The organism is Halomonas sp. KM072 (assembly GCF_050710315.1).
Taxonomy (GTDB): domain Bacteria; phylum Pseudomonadota; class Gammaproteobacteria; order Pseudomonadales; family Halomonadaceae; genus Vreelandella; species Vreelandella hamiltonii.
Map to the genome: position 1 here is coordinate 600,281 of NZ_CP136132.1, position 18,441 is coordinate 618,721.

At 58.8% G+C, this 18,441-nt stretch carries 16 protein-coding genes and 3 tRNA genes; 15 read left to right on the top strand and 4 right to left on the bottom strand.

What is annotated here, in order from left to right; translation table 11 throughout:
- The first annotated feature begins 141 nt into the window (after window positions 1–141).
- From RVM26_RS02815 to RVM26_RS02825, 3 genes are all read left to right on the top strand, one after another.
- A complete protein-coding gene (locus RVM26_RS02815; RefSeq protein ID WP_498940663.1) occupies window positions 142–2,064 on the top strand; it encodes a PrkA family serine protein kinase in 1,923 nt (640 codons plus the stop codon).
- An 80-nt stretch (window positions 2,065–2,144) separates the two neighbouring features.
- Complete coding sequence (locus RVM26_RS02820) at window positions 2,145–3,434, top strand: YeaH/YhbH family protein (protein ID WP_498940665.1); 1,290 nt, start codon at window positions 2,145–2,147, stop codon at window positions 3,432–3,434.
- A 20-nt stretch (window positions 3,435–3,454) separates the two neighbouring features.
- Complete coding sequence (locus RVM26_RS02825; RefSeq protein ID WP_039181979.1) at window positions 3,455–5,020, top strand: SpoVR family protein; 1,566 nt, start codon at window positions 3,455–3,457, stop codon at window positions 5,018–5,020.
- Window positions 5,021–5,057: 37 nt separating this feature from the next.
- On the opposite strand, the gene RVM26_RS02830 is transcribed toward RVM26_RS02825, so the two are convergent.
- A complete protein-coding gene (locus RVM26_RS02830) occupies window positions 5,058–5,372 on the bottom strand; it encodes a high-potential iron-sulfur protein (RefSeq protein WP_039181982.1) in 315 nt (104 codons plus the stop codon).
- 258 nt (window positions 5,373–5,630) lie between these two features.
- Here RVM26_RS02830 and RVM26_RS02835 point away from each other — a divergent pair, with 258 nt between their 5' ends.
- Together RVM26_RS02835 and RVM26_RS02840 are read left to right on the top strand one after the other, a co-directional pair.
- Window positions 5,631–5,906 carry an Lrp/AsnC family transcriptional regulator gene (locus RVM26_RS02835; RefSeq protein WP_026002022.1) on the top strand — a complete coding sequence of 92 codons (276 nt, stop codon included), beginning with the start codon at window positions 5,631–5,633 and terminating at the stop codon, window positions 5,904–5,906.
- Between the two features lie 83 nt (window positions 5,907–5,989).
- Entirely contained in the window at window positions 5,990–6,853 is an 864-nt protein-coding gene (locus RVM26_RS02840; protein WP_227407781.1) for a DNA/RNA non-specific endonuclease, read from the top strand.
- Between the two features lie 312 nt (window positions 6,854–7,165).
- Here the strand turns inward: RVM26_RS02840 and RVM26_RS02845 are convergent.
- From RVM26_RS02845 to RVM26_RS02855, 3 genes are all read right to left on the bottom strand, one after another.
- A tRNA-Leu gene (locus tag RVM26_RS02845) sits at window positions 7,166–7,252 on the bottom strand.
- 64 nt (window positions 7,253–7,316) lie between these two features.
- Window positions 7,317–7,403 (bottom strand) — tRNA-Leu (locus RVM26_RS02850).
- 84 nt (window positions 7,404–7,487) lie between these two features.
- A tRNA-Leu gene (locus RVM26_RS02855) sits at window positions 7,488–7,574 on the bottom strand.
- Window positions 7,575–7,844: 270 nt separating this feature from the next.
- Here RVM26_RS02855 and rnr point away from each other — a divergent pair.
- The 10 genes from rnr to hemH all read left to right on the top strand — a co-directional run bounded on the left by rnr (window position 7,845) and on the right by hemH (window position 18,258).
- Window positions 7,845–10,244 (top strand): ribonuclease R family protein, encoded by a 2,400-nt coding sequence (gene rnr / locus RVM26_RS02860; RefSeq protein ID WP_498940668.1) that lies wholly within the window; start codon window positions 7,845–7,847, stop codon window positions 10,242–10,244.
- 2 nt (window positions 10,245–10,246) lie between these two features.
- On the top strand, window positions 10,247–11,056 hold the full coding sequence (gene rlmB, locus RVM26_RS02865) for an SPOUT family RNA methyltransferase (protein WP_498940670.1): 810 nt from the start codon (window positions 10,247–10,249) through the stop codon (window positions 11,054–11,056).
- A 210-nt stretch (window positions 11,057–11,266) separates the two neighbouring features.
- On the top strand, window positions 11,267–11,644 hold the full coding sequence (gene rpsF / locus RVM26_RS02870) for a 30S ribosomal protein S6 (RefSeq protein ID WP_016916554.1): 378 nt from the start codon (window positions 11,267–11,269) through the stop codon (window positions 11,642–11,644).
- Window positions 11,645–11,677: 33 nt separating this feature from the next.
- Window positions 11,678–11,905 carry a 30S ribosomal protein S18 gene (gene rpsR / locus RVM26_RS02875; protein ID WP_009097135.1) on the top strand — a complete coding sequence of 76 codons (228 nt, stop codon included), beginning with the start codon at window positions 11,678–11,680 and terminating at the stop codon, window positions 11,903–11,905.
- Window positions 11,906–11,917: 12 nt separating this feature from the next.
- Window positions 11,918–12,769 (top strand): hypothetical protein, encoded by an 852-nt coding sequence (locus RVM26_RS02880; protein ID WP_498941699.1) that lies wholly within the window; start codon window positions 11,918–11,920, stop codon window positions 12,767–12,769.
- 15 nt (window positions 12,770–12,784) lie between these two features.
- Window positions 12,785–13,231, top strand: coding sequence for a bL9 family ribosomal protein (rplI, locus tag RVM26_RS02885; protein WP_498940672.1), 447 nt, complete (start codon window positions 12,785–12,787; stop codon window positions 13,229–13,231).
- Between the two features lie 183 nt (window positions 13,232–13,414).
- Window positions 13,415–16,069 (top strand): replicative DNA helicase, encoded by a 2,655-nt coding sequence (locus RVM26_RS02890; RefSeq protein ID WP_498941700.1) that lies wholly within the window; start codon window positions 13,415–13,417, stop codon window positions 16,067–16,069.
- Between the two features lie 126 nt (window positions 16,070–16,195).
- Window positions 16,196–16,489 carry a hypothetical protein gene (locus RVM26_RS02895; RefSeq protein WP_498940673.1) on the top strand — a complete coding sequence of 98 codons (294 nt, stop codon included), beginning with the start codon at window positions 16,196–16,198 and terminating at the stop codon, window positions 16,487–16,489.
- A gap of 140 nt (window positions 16,490–16,629) precedes the next feature.
- On the top strand, window positions 16,630–16,932 hold the full coding sequence (locus tag RVM26_RS02900) for a DUF6482 family protein (RefSeq protein ID WP_498940674.1): 303 nt from the start codon (window positions 16,630–16,632) through the stop codon (window positions 16,930–16,932).
- Between the two features lie 240 nt (window positions 16,933–17,172).
- The gene (gene hemH / locus RVM26_RS02905) at window positions 17,173–18,258 is read left to right on the top strand and encodes a ferrochelatase (RefSeq protein WP_498940676.1); all 1,086 of its coding nucleotides are present in this window, start codon (window positions 17,173–17,175) and stop codon (window positions 18,256–18,258) included.
- Window positions 18,259–18,441: the final 183 nt, after the last annotated feature.

Genomic DNA, 18,441 nt, shown 5'->3' on the forward strand with positions numbered 1-18,441 from the left:
CGTTAACAGCGCTGCGTTGAAGGTTTAGTCATCACATTTTGCTAATGCTGACTACGCTGATAGAGCGACACTTCGCACGGCAGGCGGCCTGGGAATTTGGGTCAGGCGATGGCTGCCGGGGATGGGCCACAGGAGAGTTCCATGAGCATCTTTGATCACGTTCAAGACCGTTTTGCCCGCGTTCAGCAAGAGGACATGAGCCTGGAGGAGTATCTGGCGCTGTGCCGCCGTGATCCCAAGGTGTATGCCAGCGCCGCCGAGCGCATGCTGGAAGCCATAGGCGAGCCTGAAGTGATCGACACGGCGAAAGACCCGCGTCTGTCACGTATCTTTTCCAACAAGGTGATTCGCCGTTACCCTGCGTTTGCCGAATTTCATGGCATGGAAGAGGCCATCGAGCAGATCGTGGCCTACTTCCGCCACGCGGCCCAGGGCCTGGAAGAGCGCAAGCAGATCCTCTATCTGCTGGGGCCGGTGGGCGGCGGCAAATCGTCGCTGGCCGAGCGTCTGAAACTGCTCATGGAACGTATCCCGTTTTACGCCATCAAGGGCTCGCCAGTGTACGAATCCCCGCTGGGGCTGTTTTCACCGGAAGAGGACGGCAAGCTGCTGGAGCAGGAGTACGGTATTGCCAGCCGCTACTTGCGCAGCGTCATGTCACCTTGGGCCGCCAAGCGTTTGAAGGAGTACGGTGGGGATATCTCCCAATTCCGCGTGGTGCGGCTCTATCCGTCGCGCTTGAACCAGATCGCCATCTCCAAGACCGAACCCGGTGACGAGAACAACCAGGATATCTCCTCGCTGGTGGGCAAGGTGGATATCCGCCAGCTGGAGCTCTACTCTCAGGACGACCCGGATGCCTACAGCTTCTCGGGCGGGCTGTGCCGCGCCAACCAAGGCCTGATGGAGTTCGTGGAGATGTTCAAGGCACCCATCAAAGTGCTGCATCCGCTGCTGACCGCCACCCAGGAGGGGAACTACAACCCCACCGAAGGCATGGGCGCGATCCCCTTCGATGGCGTCATTCTGGCCCACTCCAACGAATCCGAATGGCAAGCCTTCCGCAACAACCGCAATAACGAGGCGTTCCTCGACCGTGTGTACATCGTCAAGGTGCCTTACTGCCTGCGCGTCTCCGAAGAGATCAAGATCTACCAGAAACTGCTCGAAGACTCGTCCCTGAGCGCCGCGCCTTGCGCCCCGGATACGCTGCGCATGCTGGCCCAGTTCTCCGTGCTGTCCCGGCTGAAAGTGCCTGAAAACTCCAGTATCTACTCCAAGATGCGGGTCTATGACGGCGACAACCTCAAGGATACCGACCCCCGCGCCAAGTCCATTCAGGAGTACCGCGACGCAGCGGGCGTCGATGAAGGCATGCAGGGGCTGTCTACCCGCTTTGCCTTCAAGATCCTTTCGCGGGTGTTCAACTTCGACAGCCAGGAAGTGGCAGCCAACCCGGTCCATCTGCTGTACGTGCTGGAGCAGGCGCTGGAGCGGGAGCAGCTGCCGTCGGAGGTGTTCGAGCGCTATCTGGGCTTCATCAAGGAGTTTCTGGCCCCGCGTTACGTGGATTTCATCGGCAAGGAGATTCAGACCGCGTACCTGGAGTCCTACAGCGAGTATGGTCAGAACATTTTCGACCGCTATGTGACCTATGCCGACTTCTGGATTCAGGATCAGGAGTACCGCGACCCCGAAACCGGCGAGCTGTTGAACCGCCAGTCGCTGAACGAAGAGCTGGAGAAGATCGAAAAACCGGCCGGGATCTCCAATCCCAAGGACTTCCGTCATGAAGTGGTCAACTTCGTGCTGCGGGCGCGGGCGCAGAACAACGGCATGAACCCCAGCTGGCAGTCCTATGAGAAGCTCAAGGGCGTCATCGAGCACAAGATGTTTGCCAATACCGAGGAGCTTTTGCCGGTCATCTCGTTCAACGCCAAGGCATCCAGGTCCGATCAGAAGAAACACGAGGATTTCGTGGCGCGCATGGTGGACCGCGGCTATACCGAAAAGCAGGTGCGTTTGCTTTCCGAGTGGTATCTGCGCGTTCGCAAGTCCCAGTAACCAGCCGGTTGCAGGGGTGACCCTCACGATGGGCGGGCGCGGATGTTCAGCGCTCCCGCCTGAGGTATCAAGGAGGTCGAATGACCTACTTCATTGATCGCAGACCTAACGCCAAGCACAAGAGCGCGGTCAATCGGCAGCGCTTTCTGGAGCGTTACCGCAAGCACATCAAGCGTTCGGTCGAGGAAGCCGTGAACCGTCGTTCCATCACCGACATGGAGCGCGGCGAGAAAATCTCGATTCCTGCCCGAGACATCTCCGAGCCGGTGTTCCAGCACGGCAGCGGCGGCGCCCGCACCATCGTTTCTCCCGGCAACAAGGAGTTTCTGCAAGGGGACAAGATTCGTCGCCCCGGTGGGCAGGGCAGCGGTGGCGGCGCGGGAGAAGGCGGGGCGTCCAACCAGGGGGAGGGCAACGACGAGTTTGCCTTCACCCTCAGCCGCGAGGAGTTTCTGGAATTCGTCTTCGACGGCCTGGAGCTGCCACACTTGCAGCGCAAGCCCTTGAAGTCGCTGGAAGAGATCAAGATGGTGCGGGCCGGGCTGGCCCGTGACGGCGTGCCTTCGCGCATCAGCATTACCCGCTCCATGCGCGAAGCCTACGCCCGCCGCATTGCCATGCGCGCCCCCATCAAACGGGCCTTGAAAGAGGCTGAAGAGGCGCTGGCGGCGGAAGAGCGCAAGGACCCCGTGCTGCGCAACCCGGCCCGAGTGGCGGAGCTCAAGGCCGAGGTGGAGCGGCTGGAGAAGCGCATCGAGGCGATTCCGTTCATCGATACCTACGACCTGCGCTATCACCAACTCGCCGCCCAGCCACAACCCTCGAGCCAGGCAGTGATGTTTTGCGTGATGGACGTTTCCGGCTCGATGACCCAGAACCACAAGGATATCGCCAAGCGGTTTTTCCTGCTGCTCTACCTGTTTCTGGAGAAGCACTACGAAAAGGTCGAGCTGGTGTTCGTGCGCCACCATACTGCCGCTCGGGAGGTCAACGAGGAGGAGTTCTTCTACTCCCGCGAAACCGGCGGAACCATCGTCTCCAGCGCGCTGACGCTGGTGAACAAGATCATCGAAAAGCGCTACCCGGCGGGCCAGTGGAATCTATACGTGGCCCAGGCCTCCGACGGCGACAACTGGGACGATGACTCCAATATCTGCCGCGACCTGCTGGTCAAGCAGCTGATGCCGCAGCTGCAGTATTACGCCTACGTGGAGATCACTCCCCATGATCATCAGTCGCTGTGGCATGAGTATGAAACCGTGGCTGCCCAGTTTCCCGAGCGTTTTGCCATGCGCCAGATCGTCAATGCCGGGGATATCTATCCCGTCTTCCGTGAGTTGTTCAAGCGCCGCTTGAGCCAGGAGCGCTAGCGCGCGTTAAGGAGTGGGCCATGAGTGTCGACCGCAACCCCATCGCGACGGGTTCCGACTGGAACTTCGGGATTCTGGAGCGCTTTGACGAAGAGCTGGCGCGGCTGGCTGACGAGTATCGGCTGGATACCTATCCCAATCAGATAGAAGTGATCACCACCGAGCAGATGATGGATGCCTACGCCAGCGTGGGGATGCCGGTGGGCTACCATCATTGGTCGTTTGGCAAGCAGTTTCTGGCCGTGGAACAGGCCTACAAGCGGGGCCAGATGGGCCTGGCCTACGAATTGGTGATCAACTCCAACCCCTGTATCGCTTACCTGATGGAGGAGAACACGTTGATGATGCAGGTGCTGGTGATTGCCCACGCCTGCTACGGCCATAACTCGTTCTTCAAGGGCAACTACCTGTTTCGTACCTGGACCGATGCCGAGTCCATCGTCGATTATCTGGTATTTGCCCGCAAGTACATCGCCCAGTGCGAAGAACGCCACGGTTCCCACGCCGTGGAGCAACTGCTGGACGCTTGCCACGCCCTGCAGAACTACGGGGTCGACCGTTACAAGCGGCCTTCGCCCATGTCGGCCGAGGAGGAGGCCAAGCGCCAGGAGGAGCGAGAGGCCTACCTGCAAACCCAGGTCAACATGCTCTGGCGTACCATTCCCGAGCCGCCGACGGGTGCCGTGCCGCTACCCGGGGCGCTGCACAGCGACGATGACCCGCTAGGGCTGCACAGTGGCGGGCGCTACCCCTCGGAGCCCCAGGAGAACCTGCTCTACTTCATCGAGAAGAACGCCCCGCTGCTGGCCCCCTGGCAGCGGGAGATCGTGCGCATCGTGCGCAAGCTGGCGCAGTACTTCTACCCTCAGAGGCAAACCCAGGTAATGAATGAGGGCTGGGCGTGCTTCTGGCACTACACTCTGATGAATCGGCTCTATGACGAGGGCAAGGTAGACGAAGGGCTGATGCTGGAGTTTCTGCAGTCCCACGCGGCGGTCATCAATCAGCCGGGGTTCGATAGCCCTTACTACAGCGGCCTGAACCCCTACGCGCTGGGCTTTGCGATGTTCATGGATATCAAGCGTATCTGCGAAGACCCTACCGCCGAAGATCGCGAATGGTTTCCGGACATTGCCGGTAGCCCCTGGCGAGACACGCTGGAGTTCGCCATGCGTAACTTCAAGGACGAGTCGTTCATTCAGCAGTTTCTATCGCCCAAGGTGATGCGTGACCTGAAGCTGTTCATGATCGTCGACGACGACCAGTCGGAAATGTTGGAAGTGGCGGCGATTCATGACGAGCGGGGGTATCGGCGGGTGCGCGATGCGCTATCGACCCAGTATGCGCTATCGGTACGCGAGCCCAACATTCAAGTGGTGGAGGCCGCCATTCGAGGGGATCGTTCCCTGACGCTGCATCACGTTCAGGACCATCGTCGTCCGCTGGCCAGAAGCGTGTATCCGGTGATTCGTCACCTTCAGCAGCTGTGGGGGTTTCCGGTGCACCTGGTGTCGCTGGACGAGGGGCGGGTGACTCGCCGCTACCAGTGGCCGGTAGAAGAAGAGAACAAGGAAAACCATCCCTGAAAACAGTGACCCCGCGGCGAGTGCGGGGTCCAGGGTATCAGCCTTGTGCGGTCCAGGACTGGCACCAGCCGTCCGGCTCGACACTGTTTTCCGGGAACAGCTGGCAGCCTTCGGTGCCTTCCACGAAAAACATGCAGTTGGAGCACAGTTCACCCTCTTCGAAAGCCGGGTGGTCGCTGGCGTCGCTGGCATTTTCAACGTAGTTCAGTGCCTGGGCTGTCGGTGAGGACGGGTCCAGACGGGGCAGCTCCTGAGCAAAAGCAGTTTTCGACAGGATACCCGCACCAAACGGCAGGGCAGCAAGCCCCAGCACGCTGTTACGCATGAACTTACGACGGCTCTGATTAGCCATGGTGTCTCCTTATCGTCACGGTCTGACGGTGTGCTACGGTGATCGGGTGGTGGGCCACCTCTATAAAACTCCGACAGCGAAACGCTGCTGGAGATCTCTAGTACATGCTAGCGCAAGCGTAAAATTAGTGCGAATAACCTTATGAAAAGCGCGACAATTGGCCACGCTGGCCGGCAAGGCTTGGCCCCGGCGGGCAGGCTGCTATACTCGCTGCGTCGTGCAATATTCATCTTACCGCCACTCATTTGCGAGGACGCCATGCAAAGCGCAGTCATCCTGATCAATACCGAAAAAGGCCAGATCAAGGCCGTGGCCGAACGCCTGGCCGATGTGGAAGGTATCAGTGAGGTGTACTCCACCTGCGGCCGTTACGATCTGGTGGCCATTGCGCGCACCCGCGATTTCGAAAGCCTGGCCGAGCTGGTGACCGAGCGGTTGAATGCCGTGGAAGGCATCAGCGATACCGAGACGCTGAACGCCATGCAGGTTCACTCACGCCATGACCTGGAAACCATGTTTTCCGTTGGTTGGTAACGCCCCGGCTTTGCAAAGCCGATGAAACGAATGATGAAACGCCGCTGACAAGGTGTCTTGAAAGGTAGCAGGGGAGTCCTCCGTTGGCTAAATCACTTTTGCGCTGGCGTCGTCAGGGGCGACGCTTGGGCATTGCCGTGCTGTTCGTGCTGGTCGGTACGGGCTTGTGGGAGTATCAAGGGCGCCAGCACCAGCAGGCTTATACCTGGATGGGCGTGCCCACTTGGGAAACATTGCACCCTACCAGCCTGCACCGTGTACTGCGTAACGATGGCTTTTTAGTGGGGTGGTCGGATGTACGGGTGGGGGCGTTGTGGGTCAGCTACCAGGTAGAGGCCGTGCCTGAGGATATGCGTATTGGGCCCAGGCCCAATTTCCAGCCAGACTGGCGCATGCTGTGGCCGGTGAGTACCGATAGCTATTCCGGCAGTGGCTACGACAGAGGACATCTGGCGCCCAACTACGCCATTGCTGCCGTGCATGGGCGCAGCGCGCAGGTGGACACGTTCTTGATGAGCAACATGCTTCCCCAGCGGCCGAATCTGAATCGCCAGCTCTGGCAGCGGCTCGAAGCCTCCGTCATGGATCACTTTGCGCCGCGTTTCGATCGCTTGCAGGTGATTACTGGGCCGGTCTACCCCGAGCGCTTCATGGATAACGTTTTCAACCGCGTGGGGTGGGTGGAAATACCCGAAGCCTTTTACAAGATCATCGTGGCACCCCATGATGAGGCGCCTCTGGCGCTGGCGTTCATCATGCCTCAAGACGTGCAGGGCAATGAGCCGCTGAACGACTACCTGGTGACCATTGATGAGATCGAAGCCCGCACCGGGCTGAATTTCTTCCCGAACCTCTCACCCCAGCTTGAAGCCGTGCTGGAAGGTGAGCTGCGCACCCAGGGGTGGGCGCTGGAGGAGGTATCTCGTCGCCCAGGTCGGTTCCAGTAGTAGTCCGGTACGCTGCATTTTGGCAGGCCAAGGCGTTGCCCTGGCCTGCTGCTTGAGCGCAGACACGGCAATACTCGAACGGCATGGGCTCGATGCGTATGAGATAAACAGGCAGAGGAGAAGGCAGGTAGAAGAGAAGGCAGGTAGAAGAGAAATGGTGGGGAAGAAAAAGTATCAGAGCAAAAGGGAATCAGAGAATAAAAGCATACAGATGAGAGTGCGCCAAAAGAGGGCGACTAATGAGGGACAATACACAGATAGAAAGACATCAGAGGGGATAATACGAAAGCAAGAGCGATACGGGGGCATCGGTGGTGCCCAGGAGAGGACTTGAACCTCCACGTCCGTACGGACACTAGCACCTGAAGCTAGCGCGTCTACCAATTCCGCCACCTGGGCGTATCGACTCTTTCACTGCTTTACTGCTTTCACTATACATTCAGCCATTACGTCGGTGTTCGCATGGTGCCCAGGAGAGGACTTGAACCTCCACGACCATACGGTCACTAGCACCTGAAGCTAGCGCGTCTACCAATTCCGCCACCTGGGCGAACACGAACGTACTGCCTTTCTTTCACTGCTTTACTTGCCGCCGCACCGTTCTGGTTCATGAAAGGGGATAACATGAAACAGATGGTGCCCAGAAGAGGACTTGAACCTCCACGACCATACGGTCACTAGCACCTGAAGCTAGCGCGTCTACCAATTCCGCCATCTGGGCAAGTGGCGCGTATGATACCGAGGCTGTGGCTAAATGCAAGCCCCTGGGTGTTTTTTTTAATGTAAAAAACCCGGGTTTGCAGCCCCAAGTGGTTGGGTGATTGAACGGGCGGCGCTATACTGCGCCCATGACCAAACAAAACATGACTTATTTCAACTCATCGTTAGTTGAACACGACGCCCTTCGAGGCGCACATGCCTTTCGCCCGCAGTGCACGCTGCCCGCGCTTTTTGTTCGCCTCCCGCAACCGTTATCAAGGATGTTGATCGCATGAAGTACTGGACGTTGAGTGATGATCCGCACGCCGAGCGCGAGGCGAAGAATTACGATAACCCGGCTCCTAGCCGTGAATACCTGTTGGCTGCCCTGGAAAGCTATGGCAAGCCGATTACCCATGAAAACATGAGCCGCATGCTGGGCATCGAAGACGAAGACCATCTGGAAGCGGTGCGTCGGCGTATGGCGGCCATGGAGCGCGACGGCCAAGTGCTGCGCGACCGTCGAGGCGCCTATGCACTGATCGACAAACTCGACCTGATCAAGGGCAAGGTGCTGGGCCATCGGGATGGGTTTGGCTTCGTGCTGCGTGATGATGGCAAGAAGCCGGACCTGCTGCTGCCGCCTCGTCAGATGCGTCGCGTCTTCCACGGAGACCATGTGCTGGTGCGCATCAGTGGGCGAGACCGTCGCGGCCGCGACGAAGCCACGATTGCCGAAGTGATTGCCCGCAATACCGAGACAATGGTGGGCGTATACCGCAGCAATACGCCGGAATTCGGGATTCTCATTCCCGAAAACCCGCGGATTACCCAGGAAGTGATCATCCCGCACACCGCCAGCGGTGGTGCCAAGGATGGTCAGGTGATCTCTGCCAGGATCGTCCAGCAGCCCGCCACGCGGGTTCAGCCGGTGGGTGAAGTGATCGAAGTGCTGGGGGAACGTATGGACCCCGGCATGGAAATCGATATCGCCATCCGCAGCTACGACATTCCCGCCGAGTTTCCGCCGGAGGTATTAGATCAGATCAGCGAAATCTCCGCTGAAGTGCTGGAAGCCGACAAGCAGCACCGCGTCGATCTGCGCGACCTTCCGCTGGTGACCATCGACGACGAATCCGCCAAGGATTTCGACGATGCGGTGTGTGCCTGGAAGACCAAGTCCGGTAGCTGGAAGCTGATCGTCGCGATTGCCGACGTTTCTCATTATGTGCGCCCTGGTACCGCGCTGGATGACGAAGCGCGCACCCGCGGCAACTCGGTCTACTTCCCGGGGCAAGTGGTGCCCATGCTGCCCGAGCTGCTTTCCAACGGTCTTTGTTCATTGAATCCGCACGTCGACCGGCTGGTGATGGTGTGCGAAATGAACATTTCCAAGACCGGTGCCATCAGCCGCTACTCCTTCTATGAAGCCGTGATGAATTCCCATGCCCGACTCACCTATAACAAGGTGGCGGCCATGCTGGACGGCGAGAGTGAAGAAGGGGAGGCGCTGCGTCGGGAGCACGCCGAGCTGGTCAAGCCGCTCAAGAACCTGCATGAGCTGTACGGCCTGCTGCGCGCTGCCCGGGAGGAGCGTGGGGCGATCGACTTCGATACCACGGAAACGGCGATCATCTTCAATGAAGAGCGCAAGATCGAGAAGATCGTGCCGCGCAGCCGTAACGATGCCCACAAGCTGATCGAGGAGTGCATGCTGGCCGCCAACGTGGCGACGGCGCGTTTCCTCGACAAGCACGACCTGCCGGCGCTGTATCGTATCCACGAGCGTCCAACGCCTGAGCGGCTCGACAAGCTGCGCCTGTTCCTGAGTGAGCTGGGGCTTTCGTTGGGCGGTGGCGACGAGCCGACGCCTCAGGATTACCAGGCACTGCGGGAAGCGATTGCCGACCGCCCGGATGCCGACATCATCCAGACCGTGATGCTGCGCTCGATGAACCAGGCGGTCTATTCGCCGCAGAACGAGGGGCACTTCGGTCTTGCTTACCAGGCCTATGCCCATTTCACGTCGCCCATTCGGCGCTATCCTGACCTGCTGGTGCATCGGGCCATTCGCTCGGTGATTCGCGGGCCGCGTCAGACCGCCACCGTGGTGCGGGTAGAGGGTGCGCCGGTGGATCCGCCGAGCAAGTGGTGCCCCTACACCTTCGAGCAGATGCTGGAGCTGGGCGAACACTGCTCCATGACCGAGCGGCGGGCCGATGAAGCCACCCGTGACGTGGAGAGCTGGCTCAAGTGCGAATTCATGTCGGACAAGCTGGGCGAAACCTTTGAGGGCACCATCGCCTCGGTGACCCAGTTCGGGCTCTTCGTGCGTCTCGATGACTTCTTTGTGGAAGGGCTGGTGCACGTCACGTCACTGCCTTCCGACTACTACCACTATGAAGCCGAAAAGCATCGTCTCAAGGGTGAGCGCACCGGCACCACGTATCGCCTGGGCGATGGCCTGACCGTCCAGGTGGCGCGGGTGGACATGGATGATCGCAAGATCGACTTCGGTCTTGCCGATGACAAGCCGCGCCCGCAGCGTCAGCCGCGCAAGCGTCGTAGTGAAAGCTCTGGTGAAAAAGGCGCTGGAGCAGGAGCAAAGGCGACTGCCGGTGAGCAGCCCGCCCGTCGTGGCCCGCGCCGTACGCGCAGCGGGTCGCGTAAACCATCTTCGAAAAAGGGTTGAGCATGAAATCGGCGTCGTCTCGACGTAGCCCGCGCCCGGCTACACGCACTCCTGTCCGTACGCCTGATGGCCTGGATCACGTCTATGGAGTGCATGCCCTGGAGAGCCTGCTGGCACGGGGCAAGTCGCCCAAGGAGCTGTGGGTGCAGCAGGGCGCAGGTCAGCGTTTGCAAACGCTGGTGGCCGATGCCCGAGCCAGCGGTGCGGCGGTCAAGGAGCAGCCGCGTGACGTGCTCGATCAGTTGACCCAAGGGGCGGCGCATCAGGGGGTGGTTGCTTTCTGTGCCCCCTTGACGGCAGAAGGAGAGGAGTCTTTGTGGCTCAAGCTCCGCGCCTGGCCGTCGGATACGCCTCCTTTGCTGCTGGTGCTGGATGGCGTCACCGACGTGCATAACTTTGGCGCGTGCCTGCGCAGTGCCGATGCCTCGGGTGCCCATGGAGTGATTGTAGCCAAGGACAAGGCGGCGCCGCTCAACGCCACGGTCAGAAAAGTCGCCTGTGGTGCCGCAGAGGTGGTGCCGGTCTATCAGGTCACCAATCTGGCGCGCACGCTGGCCAGGCTCAAGGAAGAGGACGTGTGGATCACCGGCACCGCCGGTGAGGCACAGGTCAGCGTATTCGATATCGACTTCACCGGCCCGACCGCGCTGGTGATGGGTGCCGAAGGCAAGGGGTTGCGCCGGTTGACGCGGGAAGCGTGTGATCATCTGGCCAAGCTGCCCATGGCGGGGCAGGTATCTAGCCTGAATGTCTCGGTGGCTGCCGGAATCTGTCTGTTTGAAGCGGTGCGTCAGCGGCAGCTTGCAAGTTAGCCTCCGTCCCACTAGAATGCTTGCGCCCGTTTATACATAAGCGGGCGTTCGTATTGGTAACCCTCTACGACACTGGTTTTATCTGCTTGATGTTCTTTTCAGCCATACGTGGCTTGCCAAGGGCATTTCAGTCAACTCCTTGCTTCCCAGTCGCTGTCAGAGCATATGCTCCGGCACACTCAGGAAGCTGCCAAACCGCAAGGAGATTCCATGCGTCATTATGAAATCGTGTTCATGGTCCACCCGGATCAGAGCGAGCAAGTACCGGCAATGGTCGAGCGCTACACCAGCATCGTCACCGAAAGCGGCGGTACTGTGCATCGTCTGGAAGATTGGGGCCGTCGTCACCTGGCTTACCCGATCAACAAGATCCACAAAGCCCACTACGTGCTGATGAACGTTGAGTGCACCGGCGAGACTCTCGAAGAAATCGAGAACATCTTCCGCTTCAACGACGCCATCATCCGCAGCCTGGTTGTGCGCTGCAAGGAAGCCGTTACCGAAGCTTCTCCGATGATGAAGCCGGCAGAAGAAAAGCGTCCGCGTCGCGAAGAAAAGCCGCGCGCTGAAGCTGAAGAAACTGCCTGATTCTATCCACTGCACGTTTTAAGGAGCTAGTCCATGGCACGTTTTTTCCGTCGCCGCAAGTTTTGCCGCTTCACTGCTGAAGGCGTCAAGCAGATCGACTACAAAGATCTCGACACGCTGAAGGCTTACATCACGGAAACCGGCAAGATCGTTCCGAGCCGTATCACCGGCACCAAAGCACGCTATCAGCGTCAGCTGGCGACCGCTATCAAGCGTTCACGCTACCTGGCACTGCTGCCCTACTCCGATAGCCATCAGTAAGCGTTTAACGTGATGCTGGCACTGGCAAGATGGCTGATGCGCGGAACGCCCTATGCCGTAGGCGGAGCGGCCCTGGCATCGCTGGTGCCCTGGCTGTTTTGGCTAGGCGCCGCCATTGCCGCACTGGTGACCTTGCGCAAGGGGTTCGCTCCTGCGCTGCCGGTCATCATCGCCGCTGCTCTGCCTGCCGGTTTCTGGTGGGCACAAGGTGATGTGATACCACTGGCCAGCGTTCTGCTGGTCACGCTGATGTCCGTCATCCTGCGCGAGCGGATGCGCTGGAGCGAAGCCTTGATCGTGGGCACATTGGCTGCCGCGGTCATGGTTCAGCTGGGCATCTTCAGCCCGCCAGGGGGAACGCAGCTCATGCTGGAGCAGCTGCGGGAGAGCTCTGCGGAGATCGACCGCATGCTCACCGAGTTCGCCAATCAGGGCGTCGATACAACGGCCTTGGCTGCCATGGTCATCGGTGGTGTGACGGGCTTGGTCGTGTTGCTGGCCGCCATTATCTGCCTGGCGCTGGCCCGCAGCTGGCAAGCCGGGCTGTACAACCCCGGTGGCTTTCGCGAAGAGTTTCATGCGTTGCGCCTGAGCCCCCGTGAACTTGTCGTTCTGGTGGTGCTGGGAGTGGCAGGCATGGCGCTTGGTGCGCAGGCACTGGCGATGCTGTGCTGGGTTCCGCTGCTGATTGCCGGTATTGCGTTGGTGCATGGTTTTATTGGAATAAAGGGGATGAACGGGCTGTGGCTGGTGGCATTTTATGTGCTGCTGATCACGACCTGGCCCACGATTCTCATTGTGCTGCTGTTGGGGCTGATCGATACATTTGCGAACGTTCGCGCACGCCTTGCCCGCAGCAACTGACAAGAGGTTTACGAGATGGAAGTCATTCTGCTCGACAAGATTGGTAAGCTGGGCGGCCTGGGTGACAAGGTCACTGTCAAGCCTGGTTATGGTCGTAACTACCTGGTGCCTTACGGCTTAGCCGTACCGGCCACCAAGGACAACATCGAAGCGTTCGAAGCGCAGCGTGCCGAGCTCGAAGCGCAAGCCGCTGAGCGTAAGGCAGAAGCCCAGGCGCGTGCCGAGCAACTCAACGACATCGAACTGTCGTTGGTGTCCAAGGCAGGCGACGAAGGCAAGCTGTTCGGCTCTATCGGTCCTCGTGACCTGGCCGACGCGATCTCCTCTGCTGGAATCGACGTCGCCAAGAGCGAAGTGCGTATGCCGCAAGGCCCGATTCGTCAAACTGGCGAATACGACATCGACCTCCGCCTGCATGCAGAAGTGGACGCCGTTGTACGCGTGGTCGTTGTCGCCGAGTAATCATACTCGCCAACGCTGACGCCTCAAAGGGCGCGGGTTCTCCCGCGCCCTTTGTCTTTTTAGGCCCTGTGGCTCTGTTGGCAAGGGGCGACACAGCAGGCTGATAAAGCCCTCCCTTTACGTGGGGGCCAGTGGTGTTATCCGAGCCGCACGGCTAAGATAAGCGCCGTTGGCTATCGGGTAATTGTTAAGGAGCTCGCAATGCAGGACCAGCCTTCTGCTGATCAGGAAACGGCAGCGTTAAAACTGCCACCGCATTCATTGGAAGCGGAGCAGTCGGTGTTAGGCGGGCTCATGCTGGACAACCAGGCGTGGGACAACGTCTCCGAGCGTCTGGTGGCCGACGATTTTTACCGCTATGAACACCGGCTGGTGTTCAATGTGATGACACATCTGGCCGAATCGGGCCAACCGCTGGACGTCGTGACCCTTTCCGAGGCGCTGGAAGCCCGTGACCAGCTGGATACGGTGGGCGGGCTGAGTTTCCTGGCCGAGCTGGCGCGTAACACGCCTTCGGCCAGCAACATACGCGCCTATGCCGATATCGTCCGTGAGCGTGCCACGCTGCGTAAGCTCATTCGGGCGGCCAACCAGATTGCCGAAGGGGCTTTTTCGCCTCAGGGCAGGCCCGCCGACGAGCTGCTCAACGAGGCCGAGCGGCTGGTGTTCCAGATTGCCGAAGAGCGGCCCAAGACCGGTGGCCCCATTGGCATGAGTGACCTGCTCACCAAGGCCGTGGATCGGATCGATGAGCTGTTCAACCTGAAAGGGGAAATGACCGGCCTTTCCACCGGCTTTCGTGATCTGGATGAGATGACCTCGGGCCTGCAGCCTTCCGATCTGGTCATCATTGCCGGGCGGCCCTCGATGGGCAAGACCACCTTCGCCATGAACCTGGTCGAGCATGCGGTCATTTCCAGTGACAAGCCGGTGATGGTGTTTTCCATGGAGATGCCCGCCGAATCGCTGATGCTGCGTGTGCTCTCGTCATTGGGGCGTATCGATCAGACCCGCGTGCGTTCGGGTCAGTTGGAAGACGAAGATTGGCCGCGGCTGACCTCGGCGGTGAACTTGCTGAAAGACAAGCAGCTGTTCATCGATGACACGGCAGCCTTGTCACCCAATGAGATGCGCTCACGGCTGCGCCGGGTGGTGCGTGAGCACGGCAATATCGCCTTGATCATGATCGACTATCTGCAGTTGATGCAGATTCCTGGCTTTAACGAAAACCGCACGGGCGAGATCTCGGAAATTTCGCGTTCGCTGAAAGGCCTGGCCAAGGAGTTCCAGTGTCCGGTGGTGGCGCTTTCCCAGCTGAACCGCTCGCTGGAGCAGCGCCCCAACAAGCGCCCGGTCATGTCGGATTTGCGTGAGTGTGTCACGGGAGACACGCGGGTGATGCTGGCAACCGGAGAGCGGTTGCCGATTGGTGATCTGGTCGGGCAAACGCCGGACGTCATATCGCTGGGTGAAGATGGCAAGCTGCGCCGCTCGACGACGGATTTGGTGTGGTCAGTGGGCACCAAGCCAGTATTCGAGGTTTGTTTGGCTAGTGGACGGCGTATACGTGCAACAGCCAAGCATCGATTGAAAGCGCTATGGGATTGGAAAACGGTGGCCGAGCTCAAGGTGGGGGATCGTATCGCCTTGGCCAGGCAGTTAGCGCAGCCTGAGCATCCGGTCGTGTGGGAGGAACATGCGCTTATCCTGCTGGCCCATTTGCTGGGTGACGGCAGCTATGTCAAAGGGCAGCCGCTGCGCTATACCACCGCTAGTGAAGCGAATAGCGACGTTGTGACGCGCTGCGCAGAGCAGTTTGGTTCGACGGTGACTCGCCATGCGGGACGCGGTAACTGGCATCAACTCGTCATTGCTGGCAATGGCAATCGCTGGCACGCCCAAGGAGTGGGCGCCTGGTTGAAATCGCTGGGTATCTTTGGGCAGCGCTCTGCAGAAAAGTATATTCCAGGTGAAATTTTCAGACTGTCCGATCAGCAGCTCGCGCTGTTCATACGTCATTTGTGGGCCACCGACGGCAGCATTACGACAGATAAAAATGGGCGCACACGCGTCTATTTCTCTACGGTTAGCCGTCGCCTTATCGATGATGTCAGCGCTCTGCTGTTACGTTTCGGTCTTGTGACCCGAATCCGCCATGTCGTGTCAGGAGAGGGGAGTGGTTGGTATACCGCTGACGTATCGGGAAGCGATCAACAGCAGCGCTTTGCACAGAAAATTGGGGCTTTTGGGCATCAGGTGGCGTCGTTAGCACCGCTGAAAGCGGCATCCGTCGTGGCGAACACCAATATCGATACCTTGCCCCAGGAGGTGTTCGAGCATGTCAAACAGGCCATGCTTGCTAAAGGCGTGAGTCATCGGAAAATGGCTGCAATGCGTGGCATATCTTATGGTGGCTCGTCCCATTTTAGCTTTGCTCCTTCCCGGGAAGCCCTTGGCAGCTATGCAGATGCGCTGGGCGATGTGGCTTTGACACAGATTGCCTCCAGCGATCTCTTTTGGGACCAAATCGTCGAGATACGCCCTTGCGGTGAAGAAGAGGTCTTCGATTTGACCGTCCCCGGTGACGCGTGCTGGCTAGCGGATGGCATCGTGAGCCATAACTCGGGCGCGATCGAGCAGGACGCAGACGTCATTGCCTTCGTATATCGCGACGAAGTGTATAACCGCGATAACCCGGACAACCAGGGTCTGGCCGAACTGATCATTGGTAAGCAGCGTAATGGTCCCATCGGGACGGTACACATGGCCTTCATAGGCAAATACACGCGCTTCGAAGACCTGGCGCCGGATGGTTACGGTGAAGCCTTCGGCGATTGACTTGAGGCTGAGGGGGGAGCACGTATAATGCGCTCCCCGTTGGCTGAGTCGTCTGGGTAACCCTCACTGGAAGGGCGGGATGAGAAGCGTGGGTCAATCGCATTGGTAGATAGACAGGAGTAACGCATGGCAGGTGGTTTTAGGCGCGGTAACCGTAAGCGGCTTCCCAAGCTGGAAGGTCGGGGTGAGCTCCAGTCGTTAGAGCGTGAAGGTCCCTTCAAAGAGTGGTTGGGGATGCCCGATCTCTACCGCTACCACTTGGTAGTGGAAGGGGAGCAGTACAGCTACCAGACAGAAGATGCGGAATTACCTGTCGCCATTGGCGACAAGGTCGTGTTCCGTTACAAGGAAACCAAAGGGGGCAACTGGATCGATCGCAACTCGCTTGGCAAGGCCATCGACCCCTCGGAATATCAGTAATACGACACACATCTTGACGTTTCGGTCAGGAACTCTTTTCTGTTATTGCCGTCTTAGGGGGATAGTGCCAAGGTAATACGATTGTCATGGGGCAAAGGCATGCTGTGCTCCATGGCGATGACCAATAACAGGAGGGAACCATGGAACTTAAAGAGCTTAAACAGTTCGTCGAACGTCATGACAATTTTGAAATCCGGGTAATCACGCATTCGGGCAGCCGTTTCTATCAGGTCGAGCTCGAAGACGTCGAGGGTGAGCGTCATATGCTGACCCAGCGTGGCAAGCCTATGCTGTTTCGAGCGCTGGACGATGTGTACCTCGAACTCAAGCGGGCCGGTATCCACCGGGCTTACCTCGTTCAGCACGTGCCTCAGGATGAAGTCATTGGTCGCGACGCCCACTACAGCACGCCGCTGACCTCGCGTATGCCGCTGGTATTCTGACGCCCAGGCATCACTGATTGTGCGAGCGTGACCCGCATTTTTCCCACCATTGGCCCAGCCGAATTCGGCGACGGGCAAAGAACCGATAGCCTGCATCCAATGAGCAGCAAAGGCTTGGACATGGGTTGGTCTACAGTTATACAAATTATGTTGATAGTATAACTTTATCCCACGTCCTTGCTGAAAAGTGATAAGATTTAGGCCATTGTGAATGATCGACAGCCCCCAGGAGTAAGTGAGATGGCCGACAGCGCTGTAAAGGATCAACCAGGTGAAGGGCGCTTGGCCCACGCGCCAAGCAGTCATCCTCCGGTTGCCCCCGCCAAGGTGGGCGTGGTGCTGGCCAATCTGGGGACTCCCGATGCGACTGACTACTGGTCCATGCGGCGCTATCTCAACGAATTCCTGTCGGATAAGCGGGTCGTGGACTATGCGGGTTGGAAATGGCAGCCGCTGCTGCAGCTCATCATTCTGACCAAGCGCCCCTTTACGTCGGGCCATGCCTACAAAAGCATCTGGAACACCGAAAAAGACGAGAGCCCGCTGCTGACCATTACCCGTGCACAAACGGAAAAGATGACCGCCCGGCTGAAAGCGCTGTATGGCGACAGTGTCGAGGTCGATTTCTGCATGCGCTATGGCAACCCTTCCACGGAAAGCGTGCTGAATCGCATGAAAGAGAAGGGCTGCGAACGCATCGTATTCTTCCCGCTCTACCCGCAGTACGGCTCGCCTACCACGGCTACCGCCAACGATCAGGCCTTTCGCACACTGATGAAGATGAAGTGGCAGCCCTACCTGCGCACGGTACCGGCCTACTTTGAACACCCGGCTTACATCCAGGCGCTGGCCAACTCGGTGCAAGAGGCGTACGACGGCTTTGAAAGCCGTCCCACCAAGCTCGTGGCCAGCTACCACGGTGTGCCGGAACGCTATCTGATGGAAGGCGACCCCTACCACTGCCAGTGCCAGAAAACCACGCGCTTGATGCGTGAGCGTCTGGGGTTGAGCAAGGAGGAGGTCGATACCGCCTTCCAGTCACAGTTTGGCCCGGAAAAGTGGGTAGGCCCGCAAACCGTCGACCATGTGGCCGAGCTGGCCAGGCAGGGCCACAAGCACATTGCCATTCTGTCACCTGCCTTCTCCTCCGACTGTGTGGAAACGCTCGAAGAGATCAAGGAGGAGATTCACGACAGTTTCATGGAGGCCGGTGGCGAGACATTCAGCTATATTCCTTGCCTGAATGATCGCGATGACCATATCGATGCCCTGTTGGCCGTGGTCAACAATGAGCTGTTGGGCTGGTTGCCCGTGCCCGCTCAGTAAGATTTCTGCTCGCACTGACGCCGCTTTGGCCACTGGCCGAGCGGCTTTTTTATGCCAGCGAGGTGGCTGGAGTTTTTCGAAGGGCTGGTATAAGGTTTGTGCATATAAAAACACATTTATTCAACGTTTAAGCGGCACATGTCGTACCATGCGCCGCTCACGTGAATAGTTTGCGCTTATTTT

Bases quoted from the DNA above. Each gene is read 5' to 3' on its own strand.
- RVM26_RS02815 (WP_498940663.1), top strand. From the start codon at position 142: ATGAGCATCTTTGATCACGTTCAAGACCGTTTTGCCCGCGTTCAGCAA.
- RVM26_RS02820 (WP_498940665.1), top strand. From the start codon at position 2,145: ATGACCTACTTCATTGATCGCAGACCTAACGCCAAGCACAAGAGCGCG.
- RVM26_RS02825 (WP_039181979.1), top strand. From the start codon at position 3,455: ATGAGTGTCGACCGCAACCCCATCGCGACGGGTTCCGACTGGAACTTC.
- RVM26_RS02830 (WP_039181982.1), bottom strand. From the start codon at position 5,372: ATGGCTAATCAGAGCCGTCGTAAGTTCATGCGTAACAGCGTGCTGGGG.
- RVM26_RS02835 (WP_026002022.1), top strand. From the start codon at position 5,631: ATGCAAAGCGCAGTCATCCTGATCAATACCGAAAAAGGCCAGATCAAG.
- rnr (WP_498940668.1), top strand. From the start codon at position 7,845: ATGAAGTACTGGACGTTGAGTGATGATCCGCACGCCGAGCGCGAGGCG.
- rlmB (WP_498940670.1), top strand. From the start codon at position 10,247: ATGAAATCGGCGTCGTCTCGACGTAGCCCGCGCCCGGCTACACGCACT.
- rpsF (WP_016916554.1), top strand. From the start codon at position 11,267: ATGCGTCATTATGAAATCGTGTTCATGGTCCACCCGGATCAGAGCGAG.
- rpsR (WP_009097135.1), top strand. From the start codon at position 11,678: ATGGCACGTTTTTTCCGTCGCCGCAAGTTTTGCCGCTTCACTGCTGAA.
- RVM26_RS02880 (WP_498941699.1), top strand. From the start codon at position 11,918: ATGCTGGCACTGGCAAGATGGCTGATGCGCGGAACGCCCTATGCCGTA.
- rplI (WP_498940672.1), top strand. From the start codon at position 12,785: ATGGAAGTCATTCTGCTCGACAAGATTGGTAAGCTGGGCGGCCTGGGT.
- RVM26_RS02895 (WP_498940673.1), top strand. From the start codon at position 16,196: ATGGCAGGTGGTTTTAGGCGCGGTAACCGTAAGCGGCTTCCCAAGCTG.
- RVM26_RS02900 (WP_498940674.1), top strand. From the start codon at position 16,630: ATGGAACTTAAAGAGCTTAAACAGTTCGTCGAACGTCATGACAATTTT.
- hemH (WP_498940676.1), top strand. From the start codon at position 17,173: ATGGCCGACAGCGCTGTAAAGGATCAACCAGGTGAAGGGCGCTTGGCC.